Below are 19,971 nucleotides of genomic sequence, written 5' to 3' on the forward strand. Positions count from 1 at the left end.
CAGCATGGCACACGAGGTTGACGCCCTCGAGCACGAGAGGGAGAGCTGGAAGCCCTCGTCGGGGCTCGCCGTCGTCGTCAGCGACCCGGTGCGCAACCCGGAGCTTCCTCCGCACCGCGAGCGGATGACGGACAAGGACCCGGCGGCGATGACGCGCGCGGTCCGCACCATCTACACGCTGTTCTACCTCTCGGTGGCCGGGAGCATCTGGGCGATCGCCGCCTACATGCTCTTCCCCATCGAGAGCGGCCAGATCGTCGACATCCGGGCGAACAATCTGTTCATCGGTCTCGGAATCGCCCTGGCACTCCTCGCCATCGGCATCGCGGCCATCCACTGGTCCAAGGCGGTCATGCCCGACAAGGAGCACGTCGAGGATCGGCACGCGACCCGCGGTCGGGACGAAACCCGTGCCGCTGCCATCGAGGTCTTCGAGGTCGCGAACGAGGAGTCCGGCTTCGGCCGCCGCACGATGGTGCGCAACTCCCTCATCGCGGCGCTGGTCGCTTCCGTGGCGCCCGCGGTCGTCCTCTTCCGCGGCCTCGCGCCGTTCAACACCCCGACCAACCCGATCGCGGGCAACCCGGTCGCCCTCCTCAGCCACACGATGTGGGAGCCGGGCATGCGCCTCGCGCACGACCCGACCGGTGAGCCGATCCGCGCCGCCGACGTGACCATCGGCTCGGCGGTCCACGTCATCCCGCAGCCGCTCGCCGCCCTGTCGCACGATGACGGCTACCTGGAGGAGAAGGCGAAGGCGATCGTCCTCCTGATGCGTCTTCAGCCGGAGGACCTCAACCAGCTCCCCGAGCGCGAGGACTGGTCCTACGACGGGATCGTCGCGTACTCCAAGGTCTGCACCCACGTCGGGTGCCCCGTGGCCCTGTACGAGCAGCTGACGCACCACCTGCTCTGCCCGTGCCACCAGTCGCAGTTCGATGTGGCCAACCACGCGGAGGTCATCTTCGGGCCGGCTGCCCGCCCGCTGCCGCAGCTTCCCATCACCGTGGATGCCGACGGTTACCTCGTCGCCCGCAGCGACTTCACCGAGCCCGTGGGCCCGAGCTTCTGGGAGCGTCATTGAGTACCGCAACCACTGATCCGCAGGGAACGCCGGCCGAGGCCGGCACCCGCGACAAGCCGCTCGGCGGCCGCTTCGTCGGCGCCGCCTCGAACTACATCGACGAGCGCACCAGCCTCTCGGGCATGGTCAAGGAGCTCGGTCGCAAGATCTTCCCCGACCACTGGTCGTTCATGCTCGGCGAGATCGCCCTGTGGAGCTTCGTCGTCGTCCTCCTGTCGGGGACGTTCCTGACGTTCTTCTTCCAGGCGTCCATGGCCGAAGTGCACTACACCGGCGCCTATGAGCCGATGCGGGGCATCGAGATGTCGGCCGCCATGGCGTCGGCCCTCGAGATCTCCTTCGACACCCGCGGCGGTCTCCTCGTCCGTCAGCTGCACCACTGGGCCGCCCTCGTCTTCGTCGCCGGCATCGGCGTGCACATGCTGCGCGTGTTCTTCACCGGCGCGTTCCGCAAGCCGCGCGAGATCAACTGGGTGATCGGATTCGTCCTGTTCATCCTCGCGATGGCGGAGGGCTTCACCGGATACTCGCTTCCGGACGACGTGCTCTCCGGCAACGGCCTCCGCATCATCGACGGCATGATCAAGGGCATCCCGCTGATCGGCACCTGGACGTCGTTCCTGCTGTTCGGCGGCGAGTTCCCCGGCACCGCGATCGTCGGTCGCCTCTACGCCCTGCACATCCTGATCCTGCCGGCGATCCTCGTGGCCCTGCTCGCGGTGCACCTGATGCTGATGATCATCAACAAGCACACGCAGTTCGCCGGCCCCGGCCGCACGAACAGCAACGTCGTCGGCTACCCGATGATGCCGGTCTACATGTCGAAGATGGGCGGCTTCTTCTTCATCGTCTTCGGCGTCCTGGTCCTGATCGCATCGCTCTTCACGATCAACCCGATCTGGAACTACGGCCCCTACGACCCGTCACCGGTGTCCGCGGGAACGCAGCCCGACTGGTACATCGGCTTCGCCGACGGTGCTCTGCGCCTCATCCCGCCGCATTGGGAGTTCGTGCTCTTCGACCGCACCTTCTCGATGAACATCCTCGTCCCGCTCGTCGGACTCGGCGTCTTCATCGTGCTGGTGATGATCTACCCCTTCATCGAGGCGTGGGTCACGGGCGACAAGCGCGAGCACCACATCGCCCAGCGTCCGCGCAACGCCGCGACGCGCACCGCCATCGGCGCCGCCGGCGTGACCTTCTACGCCGTGCTCTGGGCCGCTGCATCCTCCGACATCATCGCCACGCACTTCTGGCTGACGATGGAGGGGGTCATCCACGGACTCCAGGCGGCACTCATCCTGGGCCCGATCATCGCCTACTTCGTCACCAAGCGCATCTGCATCGCGCTCCAGAAGAAGGACCGCGAGATCGCGCTCCACGGATACGAGTCCGGACGCATCGTCCGCCTCCCCGGCGGCGAGTACATCGAAGTGCACCAGCCCGTCGACGAGTACGAGCGCTGGAAGCTCATCGACTACGAGACCTACGAGCCGCTCGTCGTGCGTCCGAACGCCAAGGGAAGCATCCCCTGGCACCAGAACCTCCGGGCCGCCGTGTCGCGTTGGTTCTTCGAGGACCGCCTGACCCCGGTCACGCAGTCCGAGCTCGACGCCGCGCTGGCTCACCAGCACCATGAGCTCGAGCACATCGCCGAGGAAGAGGATCGCGAGCTGCAGGCCGCCCACGAGCGAGCGGGCGTTCCGGACGCACCCCACGTCCCGATCGACGACGGTCACCAGTCCGAGACCGCCGTCCGTCCGTCGAACGTGATCATCCCGGAGGACGACGGCAAGAAGTCCTGACGTTCAAGCGCATGTGAGAACGGCCCCTCTTCCGAGAGGGGCCGTTCTTCTGCGCTCGCCGGATGGCAGGCTCTACGGCGGAGAGAATGGCGCTCGTCGTACGCCCCATGGCGGTCCCCGGAGGCCGCACAACGACCCCGCGTCGCTACGGTGGACGCATGCCCACGCCAGAAGATGCTGTCTCCTACTTCCGCCGTCGCCTGCAGCACGAGACCGATCCCGCGGACGTGTATGCGGCACAACGCGCCGGGGACAGCTTCGTGATCATCGATGTGCGGAACGCCGAGGCGTGGGCCCAGGGCCGCATCCAGGACGCCACGCACATACCGCACGCAGACCTCCCCGCCCGCGCACCCCGAGAACTCGATCCCGCCGTGCCCGTGGTGGTCTACTGCTGGAGCCCCGGCTGCAACGGCGGCGTACGCGGCGCCCACGCCCTCGCCTCTCTCGGATACGACGTGAAGGAGATGATCGGCGGCTTCGAATACTGGGCGCGCGAAGGCCTCCCTACCGTCGACGACGACGGCCCACTCCCCCGCATCTTCGATCCCCTCGTCACCGTGGTGCGTCGCTGACGGGAAACGGCAGAGAAGGAGAAGGCCCCCACTGATGTGTGGGGGCCTTCTCCTTCGGAAGTGATGATCAGCGGGTGAAGTATCCGCGGTAGTACTCGTACACCCAGCCGACGATGGCGACCAGGAAGACCGCGACACCGATCGGGAACATCCACACACCGACGGCGAGACCGAGGATCGCCAAGGCGGCGGACGCAGCAAGGACGATGGGCCACCACGACCACGGGCTGAACTCGCCGAGCTCGGGATCGCCGTCGTCGATGTCGGCCGTCAGCGTGTCCTCGGGAAGCTCACCGCCCTGGGCCTTGTGGACCTTGCCGATGTAGAAGGCGATCAGTGCCGCCATGAAGGCCAGGAAGACCAGTGCCACGCTGCCCACCCACTCGACGGAGTTGGTGAAGATCGTCCAGTTGTTCGCGCCGGGGTTGGCGGCGGCCTGAGCCGGCCAATGGGCGATGAGGTTCCAGCCGATGTAGAGGGCGGCGACGACGGCGGAGAAGACGGTCAGCAGCCACCACAGTCCGGTATTGGTGCGCACTTACTTGACCTTTCCTTCGGCGACGTCAACCACGGGCGCCTCGGGCGCATCCTTCGCCGGCCCCACACCGACCGGGATGCCGGCCTCGGGGTGGTTCAGGTCGAACGCGGGACGCTCGCTGCGGATGCGGGGAATCGAGGTGAAGTTGTGACGCGGCGGCGGGCAGGAGGTCGCCCACTCGAGCGACGCACCGTAGCCCCACGGGTCGTTGACCGTCACGCGAGGCGCCTTGCGCGCCGTGATCCAGACGTTGAACAGGAACGGGATCATCGAGGCCGCCAGGACGATCGACCCGATCGTCGAGAGCTGGTTCTGCCACGTCCAGTTGTCGAAGCTCGAGTAATCCGCGTATCGGCGGGGCATTCCGTCGACACCCAGCCAGTGCTGGACGAGGAACGTCATGTGGAAGCCGATGAACAGGAGCCAGAAGTGCACCATGCCCAGACGCTCGTTGAGCATCTTCCCGGTCCACTTCGGCCACCAGAAGTAAAACCCGGCGAACATCGCGAACACGACCGTGCCGAACACCACGTAGTGGAAGTGCGCCACGACGAAGTAGGAGTCCGAGAGGTGGAAGTCCAGCGGCGGCGACGCGAGGATCACGCCGGTGAGACCACCGAAGACGAACGAGATGAGGAAGCCGAGGGAGAAGACCATGGGCGTCTCGAAGGTGACGGACCCGCGCCACATCGTGCCGATCCAATTGAAGATCTTCACGCCGGTCGGTACCGCGATCAGCATCGTCATGAGGGCGAAGAACGGGAGCAGGACACCGCCGGTGACGTACATGTGGTGGGCCCACACGGCGACCGACAGGGCGGCGATGGCGATGGTGGCGTACACCAGCGTCTTGTATCCGAAGATCGGCTTCCGGCTGAAGACCGGGAAGATCTCGGAGACGATGCCGAAGAACGGCAGCGCGATGATGTACACCTCGGGGTGTCCGAAGAACCAGAACAGATGCTGCCAGAGTAGGACCCCACCGTTCTGCGGGTCGTAGATGTGCGCGCCCAGCACGCGGTCCGCAGCGGCGGCGAAGATCGCTGCCGCCAGGACCGGGAATGCCATCAGGATCAGGATGCTGGTGACGAGCGTGTTCCAGGTGAAGATCGGCATCCGCCACATCGTCATGCCGGGGGCGCGCATCGTGATGATCGTGGTGATGAAGTTCACGGCGCCGAGGATGGTGCCGAAACCGCTCATGCCCAATCCGAGCATCCAGAGATTGCCCCCGACGCCTGGCGAGAAGCTGGCATTCGCCAGGGGTTGATAGGCGAACCATCCGAACGCCGCGGCGCCCTGCGGGGTGAGGAAGCCCGCGACGGCGATCGTGGATCCGAAGAGGAACAGCCAGAACGCGAACGCGTTCAGGCGCGGGAAGGCGACATCCGGCGCACCGATCTGCAGGGGCAGCAGCGCGTTGGCGAATCCGGCGAACAGCGGCGTCGCGAACATCAGCAGCATGATCGTGCCGTGCATCGTGAACAGCTGATTGTACTGATCCTTGGTCGGGATGATCTGCATCCCGGGCTCGAACAGCTCGGCACGGATGATGAGCGCCATCACGCCGCCGAGGAGGAAGAACGTGAAGGACGAGATCAGGTACATGTACCCGATCGTCTTGTGGTCTGTGGAGGTGATCCACTTGACGATGATGTTGCCCTTCTGCTCCGTGCGATTGCGGCTCAGCAGAGCGGCCTGGCGCGGAGGGAGGGTGGTGGGCCTGCTCGGGCCCGATTCCTGGAGCGGGAACGTCGTCGCCATGGTCAGTCCTGTCCCTCGGGAGCGGAACCGCCCGTACCGGGCAGGTTCTGAAGTCGGTCGTACTCGTCGTTGATGTCGCCGGTCTGACCCGCCGCGCGCAGGGAAGCGAGGTAGCTGTCGTATTCGGTCTGGCTGACGACCTCGACGTTGAAGAGCATCATCGAGTGGTACTCACCGCAGAGCTCGGCGCACTTGCCTGCGTAGGAGCCCTCGCGGGTTGGAGTGAAGGACCAGTAGTTGTCCTTCCCGATGTACATGTCCTTCTTGTAAAGGAAGTCGATGATCCAGAAGGAGTGGATGACGTCGCGCGACTGGAGCTTGATCTTCACCGTCTGATCGACGGGGAGGTAAAGCGTCGGCAGCTCGGAGACGATGTCGCCGCGGGCGTCGGTCTGCGCCTGGACGCCCATGCTCCACACGGTGTCCGCGTCGGTGTCGCCGTCGTACTGGAAGTCCCATGCCCACTGCTTGCCGATGGCGGTGATCGAGACGTCGGGGTCTTCGGTCTGGGTCTCCAGGATCGCCTGGTCACGCGCGGTGAAGGCGAAGAAGCCGATGACGAGGATGAGCGGCACGATCGTGTAGAAGATCTCGATCGGCATGTTGTACCGCAGCTGGACGGGGAGCCCGACCTGCCCGCGGCGTCGGCGGTACGCGATCACGGCCCATCCCATCAGGCCCCAGGTGATGAAGCCGACGGCGAGGAGCACGATCCAGGAGTTCACCCACAGGCCGGACACCATCTCGGTGTGGTTCGTCGCGGGCGTGCCGTCTTCGACGAAACCGGGCAGGAAGCCGTTCAGCTCCGTGGGCGTGCAACCAGCGAGGACTGCAGCCGCTGCGATCCCGACGGGGAGAACGGCCCAGCGGATTCGACGTTTCGGGGGCACGATGCACCTTTCGGGTCGCGGATATTTCATCCGCCAGTCTAGGGCAAGCGCCCAGGGTATTCAGGCCATCCACCCAGGTTCCACGGCGCATCGGGGACCGGAAACACCGGGTCCGGCATCCTTTCGGAGCACGCGTGGAGGGCCGGGATTCCGGCCGGATGGGTCAGTGGAAGCTGTCGCCGCAGGCGCAGCTGCCGGCGGCGTTGGGGTTGTCGATCGTGAAGCCCTGCTCGGAGATCGTGTCCTTGAAGTCGATCGTCGCTCCGTCGAGGTACGGGACGCTCATGTCGTCGATGATGACCTCGACGCCGTCGAAGTCGACGGTCTTGTCTCCGTCGAGGTAACGCTCGTCGAAGTACAGCTGGTAGATGAGACCGCTGCAGCCGCCGGGCTGGACGGCGACGCGCAGACGGAGGTCGTCACGTCCCTCCTGCTCCAGCAGCGTCTTCACCTTGAGCGCAGCGGCGTCGGTCAACAGGACGCCGTGTTCGCGGGCGGTCTGATCGGTGGTCAGCGCGGTGTCGGTCATGGCACTCCTCGTCGAAGCCGCCGTTCATGGCGGATGCCATCGATTCTACGCGTCCCGTCTCCGCGCGAGGGTCGCCGAGCGGGCGACGCCGCGATCAGTCGGCGACACGCCGGTCGAGGCGTTCCAGCAGCAGCGCCTCGGAGAGCACCGCATTGCGGAACGTGTCCAGGTGGAGCGACTCGTTCGGACTGTGTGCGCGGGAGTGCGGGTCCTCCACTCCCGTCACGAGGATCTGCGCCGACGGGAACTCCCTCACCAGGTCCGCGATGAAGGGGATCGAACCGCCGACCCCGATGTCGACCGGGTCCACGCCGTATCCGCGCGCGAGCGCGTCCCGCGCATCGGCGACCGCCCACCCCCCGGTGTCCACCAGGAACGCGTCGCCGAAGTCGGCATCCGTGAACTCCAGCTCGGCTCCCCACGGAGCCCGCTCGCTCAGGTGTCGCTCGATGGCCGCGTACGCCTCCCGCGCCGGCTGGCCGGGAGCCACTCGCGCGCTGATGACGAAGGACACCTCGGGAGTGAGGGTGTTGGACGCGTTGGCGAGGCTGGGAGCGTCGGTCCCGGTGATCGTGATCGAGGGCTGGTTCCAGATGCGCGAGAGGATGCTCCCCCGCCCGACTGGCTGGACGCCCGACGGGAGTCCGGCCTCGTCCCGCAGCGTCTCCTCCGAGTACGGGGGCGTCTGTGCATCTCGGGCACGGAGACCTTCGACCGCGACGGCGCCGTCGGCGTCCCACAGGGTCGAGAGTAGCGTCACGCCCGCCATCATCGCGTCGGGCACGGCACCCCCGAACATGCCGGAGTGGGATGCGTGCTCCAGGGTGCGCACCCGGAGGGTGAACCGCGTGTTCCCGCGCAGCGACACCGTGAGCGCAGGGGTCCGCGCATCCCAGTTGCCCGAGTCGGCCACCACGATCACGTCTGATCGGAGGATGTCGGCGTTCTCGGCGAGGAAGGCGGCGAAGGAGCGTGACCCGGCCTCCTCCTCGCCCTCGAAGAAGAGCGCCACACCGAGATCCGGATCCTCCGACACCTGCGCGAGCGCTCGGAGCGCCGCGATGTGGGCCATGATGCCCGCCTTGTCGTCCGCCGCACCGCGCCCGTAGAGACGTCCGTCCCGCACGGTGGGCTCGAAGGGGGGCGATTCCCAGAGCGCGTCGTCGCCGACGGGCTGCACGTCGTGGTGGGCGTAAAGGAGGATCGTGGGGCGCCCGTTCTTCGCCGGGCGGCGGGCCACGACGGCGGGCGCTCCGATCTCGTCCGAGTCGGGGACGGCCGCGCGACGGATCTCCACCGTGTCGAACAGGCCGACCGCGCGAGCGAGGTCGGCGACCGCCTCCGCGCTCCGCTCCAGCTGACCCGGGTCGAACCCCGGGAAGGCGACGGAGGGGATGCGCACGAGAGCGCCGAGATCGGCCAGAGCGGAGGGGATGCCGGAGTCGACTGCCTTGTGGACAGCGGACTCCCGGGTGTGTTCGGAGACCATGCGGGTAATCTTAAGCGCACCCCTGACCGCTTCCCCGAGGATGATCGTGGCCAAGACACCCGCTGCCCCTGCACCGAACGACGCGACGAGCGGCGAGACGGGCGACTCCGTCTCGGGGAAGGGCCGGCCCACGCCCACCCGCGCTGAACGCGAAGCGGCCCGCAAGCGTCCACTCGTCGCGGACACGAAAGAAGCGAAGGCCCGTGCGCGCGCCGAGCTCCAGGCTCAGCGGGAGAAGGCCCGTCAGGGCATGGCCAACGGCGATCCGCGCTACCTCCCCGCCCGTGACCAGGGACCGCAGAGGAAGCTCGTCCGCGACTTCGTCGACGGCGGCTGGCACCTCGGCGAGGCCGTCATGCCCGCGATGATCGTCGTGATCCTCGCCACCTTCATTCCGGTGGCGGCCGTGCAGTTCTACTCCTTCGTCGGGCTCTGGATCTTCATCCTCTTCGTCATCGGGGACATGATCATCACGTCCATCCGGGCCAAGGCGGTCGTCAAGGAGCGCTTCGGCGCCGATCGGATGGAGAAGGGCCTCGGCTGGTACGCCGCTATGCGGACCATCCAGATGCGGTTCCTCCGTCTGCCGAAGCCGCAGGTCAAGCGCGGCCGGAAGCCCTGAGCCGGGCGAGACCCCGGTTGACCTGCCGGGCCCACAGCGGGCCTCGGTAGAGGAACGCGGTGTATCCCTGGATGAGGTCTGCTCCCGCGTCCAGTCGTTCCTGCACGTCGTCGGCGGTGTCGACTCCGCCCACGGAGATCACGCAGAACCCGGCGGGGACGTTCTGCCTCACCAGACGCAGAACCTCAAGGGAGCGCGCGCGCAGCGGTGCGCCGCTGAGTCCTCCCGCGCCCGCCGCGGACACGACGTCCCCGGGAGTGCGCAGGCCCTCCCGGGAGAGGGTCGTGTTCGTCGCGATCAGCCCCGCGAGGCTCAGATCGACGGCCAGTCGCGCCACCGCGACGACCTCGTCGTCGGGGAGATCGGGAGCGATCTTCACCAGCAGAGGTGTGGTGCCCGCCGTGTCGCGCACCGCTTCGAGGAGAGGACGTAGCGTCTCCACCGCCTGGAGGCCACGAAGGCCCGGCGTGTTCGGCGAGGAGACGTTGACGACGAGGTAGTCGGCGAGAGGCGCGAGGAGCGACGCGCTCCGGACGTAGTCATCCGTGGCCGCGTCGACGTCCACCACACGGCTCTTGCCGATGTTCACACCCAGCACGGGACGACGACGACGTCGACGAAGGCGCTGCAGCCGTGCGGCGGCCGCCTCCGCCCCGCCGTTGTTGAAGCCCATCCGGTTGATCACCGCGCGATCCGGCACGAGACGGAACAGTCGAGGCCGCGGGTTGCCCTCCTGCGGCACCGCGGTGATGGTCCCCACCTCGACGTGCCCGAACCCGAGCGCATGGAGCCCCGAAGCACCGATGACGTCCTTGTCGAAACCGGCGGCGACGCCGAAAGGCGAGGCGAAGCGCAGGCCGAGGGCCGTGGTGGCCAGCTCCGGCGCGGGAGCGGTCAGGCCGCGCGCGATCCATGAGAAGGGCGGGATCCCGAGGACGCGGATCACCGTCATCGCACCGTGGTGCGCGGTCTCCGGGTCGAGACGGCTGAGAACGGTCCGGAAGAAGAAGGGATACATCCGCTCCAGAGTATCGTCGGGGACGACTACTCCCGATCGTCGGTGATGCTGGGATCGTGCGCGCCCCGGGCATGGTCGATCCGCAGCTGCTCGATCGCTGCTTCGAAGTCGTCCAGCGAATCGAAGGCCTGGTAGACGCTCGCGAATCGGAGGTACGCGACCTCGTCGAGGTCGCGGAGGGGGCCGAGGATGGCGAGCCCGATCTCGTTGGCGTCGATCTGCGAGGCGCCGGTCTGGCGGACCGTCTCCTCGACCCGCTGCGCCAGAAGCGCAAGGTCCGCCTCGGTCACGGGGCGCCCCTGACATGCCTTGCGCACCCCCGACATCACCTTCTCACGGCTGAAGGGCTCGATCACCCCGGAACGCTTGATGATGTTGAGGCTCGCCGTCTCGACCGTCGTGAACCGTCCGCCGCACTGCGGACACTGACGACGGCGACGGATGCTGAGACCGTCGTCACTGGTCCGCGAATCGATGACGCGCGAGTCCGGGTGGCGGCAGAACGGGCAGTGCATGACACCCGAGCCTACGTCGTCGCCTGCGCGTCACCCTCGAAACGCGCGGTGACCGCCTCCCCGTGCGCGGGCAGGGCTTCCGCCTCCGCCAAGGTGACGATCGCCTCGTGGACGGTCCGAAGCGCCTCCCGGTCGTACTCGACGACCTGCTGCGGGCGGAGGAACGTCGCTGCGGAGAGCCCGGGGGCATACCGGGCCTGCCCCCCGGTCGGAAGCACGTGATTGCTCCCGGCGAGGTAATCACCGAGACTCACGGGCGTGTGCGCGCCGACGAAGACGGCGCCCGCGTGCACGAACTCCTCCGGTCGAGGGTCGTTCATGTGCAGTTCGAGGTGCTCGGGCGCATACGCGTTGCTGAACGCCGTCGCCGTCTCGCGATCGTCGACCAGGACGATGGCCGACTGCTCGCCGCGGAGCGCCTCCGTCACACGCGCGGAGTGCCGCGTGCGCGGTGCGCGCTCCGCCACCTCGCGGACGACCGCGTCGGCGAGATCCGGCGACGTCGTCACAAGGACCGCCGAGGCCTGTTCGTCGTGTTCGGCCTGGGAGATGAGATCGGCGGCGATCAGCCGAGGGTCGGCAGCCGCGTCGGCGACGATGAGGATCTCGGTCGCCCCCGCCTCCGAGTCGGTTCCGACCCGACCGGCCACCGCACGCTTGGCTGACGCGACGAAGTTGTTGCCCGGGCCGGTGACGACATCCACGGGCGCGAGTCCCAGCGACGGAACGCCGTAGGCGAAGGCGCCGATCGCACCGGCCCCGCCCATCGCGTACACCTCATCGACTCCCAGCAGACGCGCCGCCGCGAGGATGACGGGGTGGACCCGGCCGCCGTGAGCGCTCTGCGGCGGGGAGGCGAGGGCGATCTCCTGGACACCGGCGACCTGGGCGGGGACCGCGTTCATGACCACGCTCGACGGATACACGGCCTTCCCGCCCGGAACGTAGAGTCCCACGCGACGGACGGGTTGCCACCGCTGGTGCACGCGTGCGCCCGCCGCGATGTCCGTGGTCACCGGCGCGGGGATCTGTGCCGCGGAGCCTTTGCGGATCCGGGCGGTCGCCTCCTCCAGCGCCGCGCGAACCGCCGGATCGAGGTTCGCCAGTGCCTCGTCGATGTGGGAGGCGGGAACACGGATCGCGTGGTCGCTCACGCCGTCGAAGCGGGCGGCTTGTTCACGGAGTGCGGTTTCCCCGCGCTCGGCGACGTCGTGGACGACGGCCGTCGCGACCGCGAGGGCTTCCTCACGCGCGACGGTGGCGCGCGGAACGAGGGCCGTCAGGTCGGCAGGCGAAAGGGCGCGCCCGCGCAGATCGATGGTGCGAAGCATCCTTCTACGCTAGCGCGCCCCTTCGACTCGGGCCGCGCGCGGGAATCAGCCGCGGGTCACATCCGTCACGTCGTGCAGGTAGCCGACCCGTCCGTCCTCGTGGCGGATGACGAAGACCTCGCCCCGATCCTCGATCACCAGCGCCCAGGCGGTGGGCCCGATGCGGAACAGCGGGATTCCGATCTCGTCGACGACATCGCGCTCCTCCGGCGCGAGCGCCCAGAACGCCTGATTACTGACGGGGGTGCCCGTCGCGGTGTCGGTGTCCTCGACATCGTCCTCGAGGGGCTCGGCGACGGGCTCCTCCTCGACCGTGTCCACGACGGTGACGGGCTCGTAGGTGTCACGGGTCTGGACGGGCTCCCACACGGCGGTCTCAGAGAAGTCCGCGTCGGTGCGCGCATCGGTCTCATCGGCGGTGACCACGGGAGACTCGTCGATCTCGGTCGCGACCGCCGGCTCCGGGCGCACCGGGGCCGGACGGGGCGAGACGGGACGGATGGGCCGGGCGTTGCGGTGCGCGGGAATTTCGCGACGACAGCGGAAGTCCTCACTCAGCGGCGGGATGAGTGGCGCGAAAACCGTGAGGACGACGCCCGCGAGCATCAGGACAGCCATGATCCAGGTCACCCAGTTGCGCACCCACGGGCCGCCGTCGATCGCGATCGCGACCGTCTCCCACAGAAGCTGGATCCACAGCACGGTCGCGACGGAGAACGCCACGGAGGCGAACTGGTCGATGCCGAGCGAGCCGACGCGACGGATCCCCTGCGGCGAGAGCCGACGCAGGGCGATCAGGAACACCGCCACGGTCGGAACCCCGATGGTCAGCACCCAGAGCAGACCCGAGGTCCAGACCGAGTTGAATCCCACCGTCGTGATCGACAGGAAGGACAGGATGAAGGCCACCAGCCAGACGGCCCCGATCGCGACCTCGCGGATGGAGAAGGGACCGACGCCGTACTGCGGGTCCTCGGTCGTGCTCGTGGTGACGTCCTCCGACTCGGTGGTCGTGAGATCCCTCTGTTCGTCCGTCACGGTGTTCCCTTCTGCGTTCCTTCGACGCGGCGCGCGCCGTCGCCGATCCTACCTTCGGCGGATGAGACCACCGTGAGATCACCCGAGGCACTGCGGCCCGAGCAGCCCCTTCAGCTCCCCGTACAGATCAGCGGTGACCCGAACCGGATGGGGCACCTCGAACACCTTGGCCGCACGACCTCTGTGGAGCTTGAGCGTGACCTCTGTGCCTCCCGGATGCCGCCCGAGGACGGCGGCGAGTTCTCCGACGACACGCTCGGTGGCACGGTTCTCCGGCATGAGGAGGGTCAGCGCGCCCGTGATGTCGACGGCGCCGAGGTCGGGGACGAAGGCGGACTGCGCGTGCAGGTTCAGCCCGTCGTCGCGGCGCGAGACACGCCCGCGCACCACGAGGATCGAATCCGCCTGCAGCATCGAGGAGAACTCGGTGTAGGTCTTGCCCATGAACATCACGGTCACTTCGCCGTCGAAGTCCTCGACGGTGATCATCCCGTAGGGGTTGCCGCTCTGTTTGGCCACGCGGTGCTGGACGCTGGTGACGAGCCCGGCGACGGTGACCTGATCGCCGTCATCGATCGTCTCCGACGCGAGGAGATCGTGGATGCTGGTCGATGCGTGCTTGGCGAGTGGGATCTCCAGACCCGCGAGGGGGTGATCGGAGACGTACAGGCCGAGCATCTCGCGTTCGAACGCCAGCTTGTCCTTCTTCGTCCACTCGGGGCGGTCGGGCACCTTCTGCGCCTGCGCGGGTTCGTCGTCCCCCCACAGCGAATCGAAGTCGAAGCCGACCTCACCGTGCGCCTCGCGGCGTTTGTCCAACACGGCGGCTTCGGTCGCATCCTCGTGGATCTCCATGAGCGCGCGCCGCGTCGACCCGAGCGAATCGAACGCGCCCGCCTTGATGAGGGACTCCACCGTGCGCTTGTTGGCCACGTGCACCGGGACCTTCGCCAGGAAGTCGTGGAAGCTCGCGAATCCCCCGTCGCCCCGCGACGCGACGATTCCGTCGACCACGTTGGTGCCGACGTTCCGCACGGCACCGAGACCGAAGCGGATGTCGTCGCCGACGGCGGCGAAGAATCGGATCGACTGACCGACATCCGGCGGGAGCACCTTGATGCCCATGCGGCGGCATTCGTTGAGGTACACCGCCATCTTGTCTTTGGAGTCACCGACGCTCGTGAGGAGCGCCGCCATGTACTCGGCGGGATAGTGGGCCTTCAGATATGCGGTCCAGTACGAGACCAACCCGTACGCCGCAGAGTGGGCCTTGTTGAAGGCGTAGTCCGAGAACGGCAGCAGGATGTCCCACAGCGCCTTGATCGCCGCCTCCCCGAACCCGCGTTCCTTCATCCCCCCGGAGAAGCCTTCGTACTGCTTGTCGAGTTCGGACTTCTTCTTCTTTCCCATCGCCCGACGGAGGATGTCGGCCTGCCCCAGGGAGAAGCCGGCGACCTTCTGCGCGATCGCCATCACCTGCTCCTGGTAGATGATCAGGCCGTAGCTGATGTCGAGGATCTCGCGCAGCGGTTCCTCGAGCTCTGGGTGGATCGGGGTGACCTCCTGCTGTCCGTTCTTACGCAGCGCGTAGTTGATGTGCGAATTCGCACCCATCGGACCGGGTCGGTACAGCGCGATGACGGCGGAGACGTCTTCGAAGTTGTCCGGTTTCAGCAGGCGCAGGAGCGATCGCATCGGACCACCGTCGAGCTGGAAGACACCGAGCGTGTCGCCGCGGGCCAGCAGCTCGTAGGCGGCGCGGTCGTCGAGCTCCAGGTGCTCGAGATCGAGCTCCTCCCCGCGGTTGGTGCGGATGTTGTCGAGGGCGTCGGAGATGATCGTGAGGTTGCGCAGCCCCAGGAAGTCCATCTTGATGAGCCCGAGGGATTCGCACGACGGGTAGTCGAACTGGGTGACGATCTGCCCGTCCTGCTCGCGGCGCATGATCGGGATGATGTCGAGCAGGGGCTCGCTCGACATGATGACGCCCGCCGCGTGGACACCCCACTGGCGTTTGAGGCCCTCGAGCCCCAGCGCACGGTCGAAGACGGTCTTCGCCTCCGGGTCGCCGTCGATCAGCGCGCGGAACTCGCTCGCCTCCTTGAAGCGGGGGTGCTGGTTGTCGTACATGCCGCTCAGGGGCATGTCCTTGCCCATCACGGCGGGCGGCATCGCCTTGGTCAGTCGCTCCCCCATGCTGAAGGGGAATCCGAGGACCCGGCCGGCATCCTTGAGCGCCTGCTTCGACTTGATCGTGCCGTAGGTGACGATCTGCGCCACGCGCTCGGAGCCGTACTTCTCGGTCACGTAGTCGATGACCTCGCCACGGCGCCGGTCATCGAAGTCGACGTCGAAGTCGGGCATCGACACACGGTCGGGGTTGAGGAAGCGCTCGAAGATGAGGCCGTGCTCGAGCGGATCGAGATCGGTGATACGCATCGCGTAGGCGACCATCGAGCCGGCACCCGAGCCTCGACCGGGACCGACGCGGATGCCGTTGTCCTTGGCCCAGTTGATGAAGTCGGCGACCACGAGGAAGTATCCCGGAAATCCCATCTGCAGGATGATGCCGGTCTCGTACTCGGCCTGCTTCCGCACCCGATCGGGGATGCCGCCGGGGTACCGGTAGTGAAGACCCGCCTCGACCTCCTTGACCAGCCAGCTGTCCTCTGTCTCCCCTTCGGGCACGGGGAAACGGGGCATGTAGTTGGCGCTGGTGTTGAACTCCACCTCGCAGCGCTCCGCGATGAGCAACGTGTTGTCGCACGCCTCGGGATGCTCGCGGAAGATCTGGCGCATCTCCTGCGCCGTCTTGATGTAGTAGCCGTCGCCGTCGAACTTGAACCGGTTCGGGTCGTCCAGCGTGGAGCCCGATTGGACGCACAGGAGCGCCGCGTGGGCATCGGCCTCGTGCTGGTGCGTGTAGTGGGAGTCGTTCGTGGCGACCAGGGGGATGCCCAAGTCCTTCGACAGACGGATCAGATCGGTCATCACCCGCCGCTCGATCGACAGACCGTGATCCATGATCTCGGCGAAGTAGTTCTCCTTGCCGAAGATGTCCTGGAACTCCGCTGCGGCCGCGCGCGCCGCGTCGTACTGCCCGAGGCGCAGACGCGTCTGCACCTCACCCGACGGGCAGCCCGTCGTGGCGATGAGTCCCTTTCCGTACGTCTGAAGCAGCTCCCGGTCCATCCGCGGCTTGAAGTAGTACCCCTCGATGCTCGACAGAGAGCTCAGACGGAAGAGGTTGTGCATGCCCTCCGTGCTGTGGCTCCACATCGTCATGTGCGTGTAGGCACCCGAGCCGGAGACGTCGTCGCTCTTCTGCTCCGGGCTGCCCCACGCGACGCGGGACTTGTCGCTGCGGTGCGTCCCCGGCGTGACGTAGGCCTCCAGGCCGATGATCGGCTTCACCCCCGCCGCTCTCGCCGCATTGTAGAACTCGAACGCGGCGAAGGTGTTGCCGTGGTCGGTGACGGCGATGGCGGGCATCCCGTACTCGGCGGCAGCCTGGGTCATCGCGCCGATCTTCGCCGCTCCGTCGAGCATCGAGTACTCGCTGTGCACGTGCAGGTGAACGAAAGAGTCGGCAGCCACCCCTCGAGTCTACGAACGTCGCCGACATGCTCCGCGGCCCGTCCTCGCCTGCCGCGGAATCCCGCGCCCAGGTCACCTGACGCTCAACCAGAGGGTGAGACTCCCCACGCGGACACCCTAGGGTGAGGGGATGGCGACCCCTGACTTCGTCCTCGATCTGCGTCGGCGTATCGGAACCCGTCCGCTCCCGCTGGTGGGCGTCACTGCGGTGATCTTCCGGGACGAGAAGGTCCTCCTCGGCCGACGCAGCGACAACGGCGCCCTGACACCGATCACCGGCATCGTGGATCCCGGCGAGGAACCGGCGGATGCGGCCGTGCGCGAGGCGCGGGAGGAGGCGGGCGTCGTCATCCACGTCGATCGCCTGGCCTGGGTGCATCAGATCCCGCGGATCACCTACGGGAACGGCGACCAGGCGGACTACCTCGATCTGACCTTCCGCTGCACGTGGGTCTCCGGCGCACCCGAGCCGGTGGACGGGGAGATGACGGACGTCGGCTGGTTCGACCTGCACGACCTCGACGCGGTGTCCGCGGAGATGCGGCGTCGCATCGCGCACGCGATGGCCGAAGACGACCCGGCCCGCTTCGAAGGCGGCCGCTGACGCCCTCGGAGTGTCATCCGTTGCGCAGGATGTCCAGCGCGCCGGCGAGGTCCGCCGGGTAGGGCGACTCGAAGGTGGACCACTTCCCCGTCGCCGGGTGGGCGAAGGCCAGCCGGTGCGCGTGCAGCCACTGCCGCGTCAGTCCGAGCCGCGCGGCCTGCGTCGGGTCTGCTCCGTACAACGGGTCGCCGACGCACGGATGCCGGTGCGCCGCCATGTGCACCCGGATCTGGTGGGTGCGTCCGGTCTCGAGGTGGATCTCGAGGAGGGCCGCGCCGCGGAAGGCCTCGAGCGTCTCATAGTGGGTCACCGAGTCCTTGCCGTCCGGCGTGACCGCGAACTTCCATGAATGCGACGGATGCCGTCCGATGGGTGCGTCGATGGTGCCGGACAGCGGGTCCGGGTGCCCCTGCACGACTGCGTGGTAGATCTTCTCGACCTCGCGCTCCTTGAACGCGCGCTTCAGAGCGGTGTACGCCGACTCGGTCTTGGCGACCACCATCAGCCCGCTCGTTCCCACGTCGAGGCGGTGGACCACGCCCTGACGTTCTGCCGCTCCGGTCGTCGCGATCCGATATCCGCCGGCGGCGAGGGCCCCGAGGACCGTCGGCCCGTCCCAGCCGACGGACGGGTGCGCGGCGACCCCCGTCGGCTTGTCGACGACCACGATGTCGTCGTCGTCGTACACGACGCCGAGGTCCGGAACAGCGACCGGAACGATTCGGGGCTCGGCACGGGGGGTCCAGGAGACCTCGAGCCACGCTCCGGCGCGCAGACGGTCCGACTTGGACATCGCACGGCCGTCCATCCGCACGCCGTCGCCGTCGGCGACCTCTGCAGCGAAGGAGCGGGAGAAGCCGAGCATCTTGGCCAGCGCGGCGTCGACGCGTGCGCCGTCGAGCCCGTCGGGGATCGGAAGACTCCGGGATTCCATGTCAGCCGGCCCGACCCGCGGGGTCGGCGTCCGACGCCGGATCCTCTTCGCCGGCCCGACTCTCCCTCGTGCCGTCCATCCGGAGGCCGGAAACGACGAGGATGGCGACACCGATCATCATGGAGACGATGAAGATGTCGGCGATGTTGTAGATCGCGGGAGGGAATCCGAGCCACATCCACGGGGTGTTGATGAAGTCGATCACGTGCCCCACGGCGAACCCCGGTTCACGGATGACGCGATCGGTGAGATTGCCGAGGACGCCGCCGAGAAGGAGGCCCAGCCCGACCGCCCAGAGACGGGACGACACGCGCGTCGCCGCGAGCCAGACGATGATGACGGCCACGACGGCGAGTGCCAGCGTGAACACCCACGTGGCCCCCTCGCCGAAGGAGAAGGCGGCACCGGGATTGCCGATGAGGTAGAACGACAGGAAGTCACCGAGGACCGGCACGGTCTCCGCGTACGGGAGGTTCTCGAGGGCCAGGTGCTTCGTGAACTGATCAGCGGCCAGCACCGTCACCGCGAGGATCGCGATGAGGGCGCCGGCCGCCGAACGACGAAGCGGTCTTTTCGCCGCCAAGTTCTTACAGGCCGATGGCAGACACCGGCTGCGCGCCGGAGGTCGTCGCCGTCGTCTCGAGGTCGCGGAGCTTGCCCTCGATGTAGCTGCGCAGCTGCGAGCGGTAGTCGCGCTCGAACTGACGGAGTTCGGAGATGCGGTTCTCGAGCGTGGCGCGCTCGCGGTCGAGGCGGGCGACCTCTTCGCGTCCGCGGGTCTCGGCCTCCGAGATGATCGATGCAGCCTGCGCCTGTGCGTCGGCGATCAGCTGATCGCGCTGTGCGCGACCCTCTGCGACGTGCTCGTCGTGGAGGCGCTGAGCGAGCTCGATGATGCCGGCGCTGGCGGCACTCGGAGCCGTGGAGCTCGTCGCCTCCGGAGCCGGGGCGACCTCGGCGGCGGGCGCGGGCGTCTCTTCCTCGGCGGGGGCGGACGGCTCCTCGGCGGCCTGCTCCGGGGCGGAGCCGGATTCGTACGCGGCGAGCTTGGCCTTCAGCTCCTCGTTCTCCGCGATCGTCTTGCGCCACTCCACGACGATCTCGTCGAGGAAGTCGTCGACCTCGTCCGGGTCGAAACCCTCCTTGAAGCGGACGTGCTGGAACTGCTTGGTGACGACGTCATCCGGGGTCAATGCCATGGTGGTTCCTCTTTCGAGCGCTCTGGTCGCTGGCCGATGTCCGGGCGGCCGACCTGGGCGGCCGGTCGTATCTGGAAAGCATAGTCGCCGGGTGCGGATGCTGTCGAAGACGCCGCCCCGGCGCGGCGGTCAGCCCGCTCCGGCGATGCTCCGGGTGACGCTGAGCAGGATGAAGCACAGCAGCATCGTCAGCGCGAAGCCGAAATCGATGGCGATCGTGCCCACACGCAGCGGCGGGATGAACCGACGGAACGTGCGGATCGGAGGGTCGGTGACGGTGTACACGACCTCCGCCGCGATCAAACCCGCACCGCGCGGGCGCCACTCCCGATTGAAGATCGGGATCCACTCCAGCACGAGTCGGGCGAACAGCACGAAGACGTACAGGAGAAGGAGGAAGTTGAGTATCGATGCGATGAGTTGGACGACGGCCACGTAG

The 19,971-nt window shown here is 67.6% G+C and carries 19 protein-coding genes; 5 read left to right on the plus strand and 14 right to left on the minus strand.

The window, feature by feature from the left end; genetic code table 11:
• The first annotated feature begins 4 nt into the window (after positions 1 to 4).
• From AB0O93_RS06615 to AB0O93_RS06625, 3 genes are all read left to right on the plus strand, one after another.
• The gene (locus AB0O93_RS06615) at positions 5 to 1,084 is read left to right on the plus strand and encodes a Rieske 2Fe-2S domain-containing protein (RefSeq protein ID WP_363341672.1); all 1,080 of its coding nucleotides are present in this window, start codon (positions 5 to 7) and stop codon (positions 1,082 to 1,084) included.
• Positions 1,081 to 2,889: a ubiquinol-cytochrome c reductase cytochrome b subunit gene (locus AB0O93_RS06620; RefSeq protein WP_363341674.1), complete on the plus strand. Its 1,809-nt coding sequence runs from the start codon at positions 1,081 to 1,083 to the stop codon at positions 2,887 to 2,889. The genes AB0O93_RS06615 and AB0O93_RS06620 overlap by 4 nt, the downstream gene beginning before the upstream one ends.
• Positions 2,890 to 3,047: 158 nt before the next feature.
• Positions 3,048 to 3,464, plus strand: a complete 417-nt coding sequence (locus AB0O93_RS06625) for a rhodanese-like domain-containing protein (protein WP_363341676.1) — start codon at positions 3,048 to 3,050, stop codon at positions 3,462 to 3,464.
• Between the two features lie 67 nt (positions 3,465 to 3,531).
• Here AB0O93_RS06625 and AB0O93_RS06630 read toward each other — a convergent pair whose 3' ends face one another.
• From AB0O93_RS06630 to AB0O93_RS06650, 5 genes are all read right to left on the minus strand, one after another.
• Positions 3,532 to 4,002 carry a cytochrome c oxidase subunit 4 gene (locus tag AB0O93_RS06630; RefSeq protein WP_363341678.1) on the minus strand — a complete coding sequence of 157 codons (471 nt, stop codon included), beginning with the start codon at positions 4,000 to 4,002 and terminating at the stop codon, positions 3,532 to 3,534.
• The gene (gene ctaD, locus AB0O93_RS06635; protein WP_363341680.1) at positions 4,003 to 5,766 is read right to left on the minus strand and encodes a cytochrome c oxidase subunit I; all 1,764 of its coding nucleotides are present in this window, start codon (positions 5,764 to 5,766) and stop codon (positions 4,003 to 4,005) included.
• Positions 5,767 to 5,768: 2 nt separating this feature from the next.
• Positions 5,769 to 6,656, minus strand: coding sequence for a cytochrome c oxidase subunit II (gene coxB / locus AB0O93_RS06640; protein ID WP_363341682.1), 888 nt, complete (start codon positions 6,654 to 6,656; stop codon positions 5,769 to 5,771).
• Positions 6,657 to 6,819: 163 nt separating this feature from the next.
• Positions 6,820 to 7,185, minus strand: coding sequence for an iron-sulfur cluster insertion protein ErpA (erpA, locus tag AB0O93_RS06645; RefSeq protein ID WP_053547292.1), 366 nt, complete (start codon positions 7,183 to 7,185; stop codon positions 6,820 to 6,822).
• Between the two features lie 94 nt (positions 7,186 to 7,279).
• On the minus strand, positions 7,280 to 8,674 hold the full coding sequence (locus AB0O93_RS06650) for a dipeptidase (RefSeq protein WP_363341684.1): 1,395 nt from the start codon (positions 8,672 to 8,674) through the stop codon (positions 7,280 to 7,282).
• A 46-nt stretch (positions 8,675 to 8,720) separates the two neighbouring features.
• Here AB0O93_RS06650 and AB0O93_RS06655 point away from each other — a divergent pair, with 46 nt between their 5' ends.
• On the plus strand, positions 8,721 to 9,296 hold the full coding sequence (locus tag AB0O93_RS06655; protein ID WP_363341686.1) for a DUF3043 domain-containing protein: 576 nt from the start codon (positions 8,721 to 8,723) through the stop codon (positions 9,294 to 9,296).
• On the opposite strand, the gene AB0O93_RS06660 is transcribed toward AB0O93_RS06655, so the two are convergent.
• The 5 genes from AB0O93_RS06660 to dnaE form a co-directional block, all read right to left on the minus strand.
• Complete coding sequence (locus AB0O93_RS06660; RefSeq protein ID WP_363341687.1) at positions 9,274 to 10,314, minus strand: quinone-dependent dihydroorotate dehydrogenase; 1,041 nt, start codon at positions 10,312 to 10,314, stop codon at positions 9,274 to 9,276. The genes AB0O93_RS06655 and AB0O93_RS06660 overlap by 23 nt on opposite strands.
• Positions 10,315 to 10,340: 26 nt before the next feature.
• On the minus strand, positions 10,341 to 10,829 hold the full coding sequence (gene nrdR, locus AB0O93_RS06665; RefSeq protein ID WP_363341689.1) for a transcriptional regulator NrdR: 489 nt from the start codon (positions 10,827 to 10,829) through the stop codon (positions 10,341 to 10,343).
• An 11-nt stretch (positions 10,830 to 10,840) separates the two neighbouring features.
• Positions 10,841 to 12,160, minus strand: coding sequence for a histidinol dehydrogenase (gene hisD / locus AB0O93_RS06670; RefSeq protein WP_363341691.1), 1,320 nt, complete (start codon positions 12,158 to 12,160; stop codon positions 10,841 to 10,843).
• Positions 12,161 to 12,205: 45 nt separating this feature from the next.
• On the minus strand, positions 12,206 to 13,198 hold the full coding sequence (locus tag AB0O93_RS06675; protein WP_363341693.1) for a hypothetical protein: 993 nt from the start codon (positions 13,196 to 13,198) through the stop codon (positions 12,206 to 12,208).
• A 78-nt stretch (positions 13,199 to 13,276) separates the two neighbouring features.
• Positions 13,277 to 16,795 (minus strand): DNA polymerase III subunit alpha, encoded by a 3,519-nt coding sequence (gene dnaE / locus AB0O93_RS06680; protein ID WP_363341695.1) that lies wholly within the window; start codon positions 16,793 to 16,795, stop codon positions 13,277 to 13,279.
• Positions 16,796 to 16,925: 130 nt separating this feature from the next.
• Between dnaE and AB0O93_RS06685 the strand changes: the two genes are divergently transcribed.
• Positions 16,926 to 17,399, plus strand: a complete 474-nt coding sequence (locus AB0O93_RS06685) for an NUDIX domain-containing protein (protein ID WP_363341697.1) — start codon at positions 16,926 to 16,928, stop codon at positions 17,397 to 17,399.
• Positions 17,400 to 17,412: 13 nt separating this feature from the next.
• Here AB0O93_RS06685 and AB0O93_RS06690 read toward each other — a convergent pair whose 3' ends face one another.
• From AB0O93_RS06690 to AB0O93_RS06705, 4 genes are all read right to left on the minus strand, one after another.
• Positions 17,413 to 18,333 (minus strand): RluA family pseudouridine synthase, encoded by a 921-nt coding sequence (locus AB0O93_RS06690; RefSeq protein WP_363341699.1) that lies wholly within the window; start codon positions 18,331 to 18,333, stop codon positions 17,413 to 17,415.
• A 1-nt stretch (position 18,334) separates the two neighbouring features.
• Complete coding sequence (gene lspA / locus AB0O93_RS06695) at positions 18,335 to 18,916, minus strand: signal peptidase II (RefSeq protein WP_363341701.1); 582 nt, start codon at positions 18,914 to 18,916, stop codon at positions 18,335 to 18,337.
• A 4-nt stretch (positions 18,917 to 18,920) separates the two neighbouring features.
• Positions 18,921 to 19,532 (minus strand): DivIVA domain-containing protein, encoded by a 612-nt coding sequence (locus AB0O93_RS06700; RefSeq protein ID WP_363341703.1) that lies wholly within the window; start codon positions 19,530 to 19,532, stop codon positions 18,921 to 18,923.
• A gap of 129 nt (positions 19,533 to 19,661) precedes the next feature.
• Positions 19,662 to 19,967, minus strand: coding sequence for a YggT family protein (locus AB0O93_RS06705; protein WP_354000511.1), 306 nt, complete (start codon positions 19,965 to 19,967; stop codon positions 19,662 to 19,664).
• Between the last annotated feature and the right edge of the window lie 4 nt (positions 19,968 to 19,971).

Origin of the sequence: Microbacterium sp. NPDC077184, assembly GCF_040687055.1 — a bacterium.
In the GTDB taxonomy this organism is placed as follows: Bacteria; Actinomycetota; Actinomycetes; order Actinomycetales; family Microbacteriaceae; genus Microbacterium.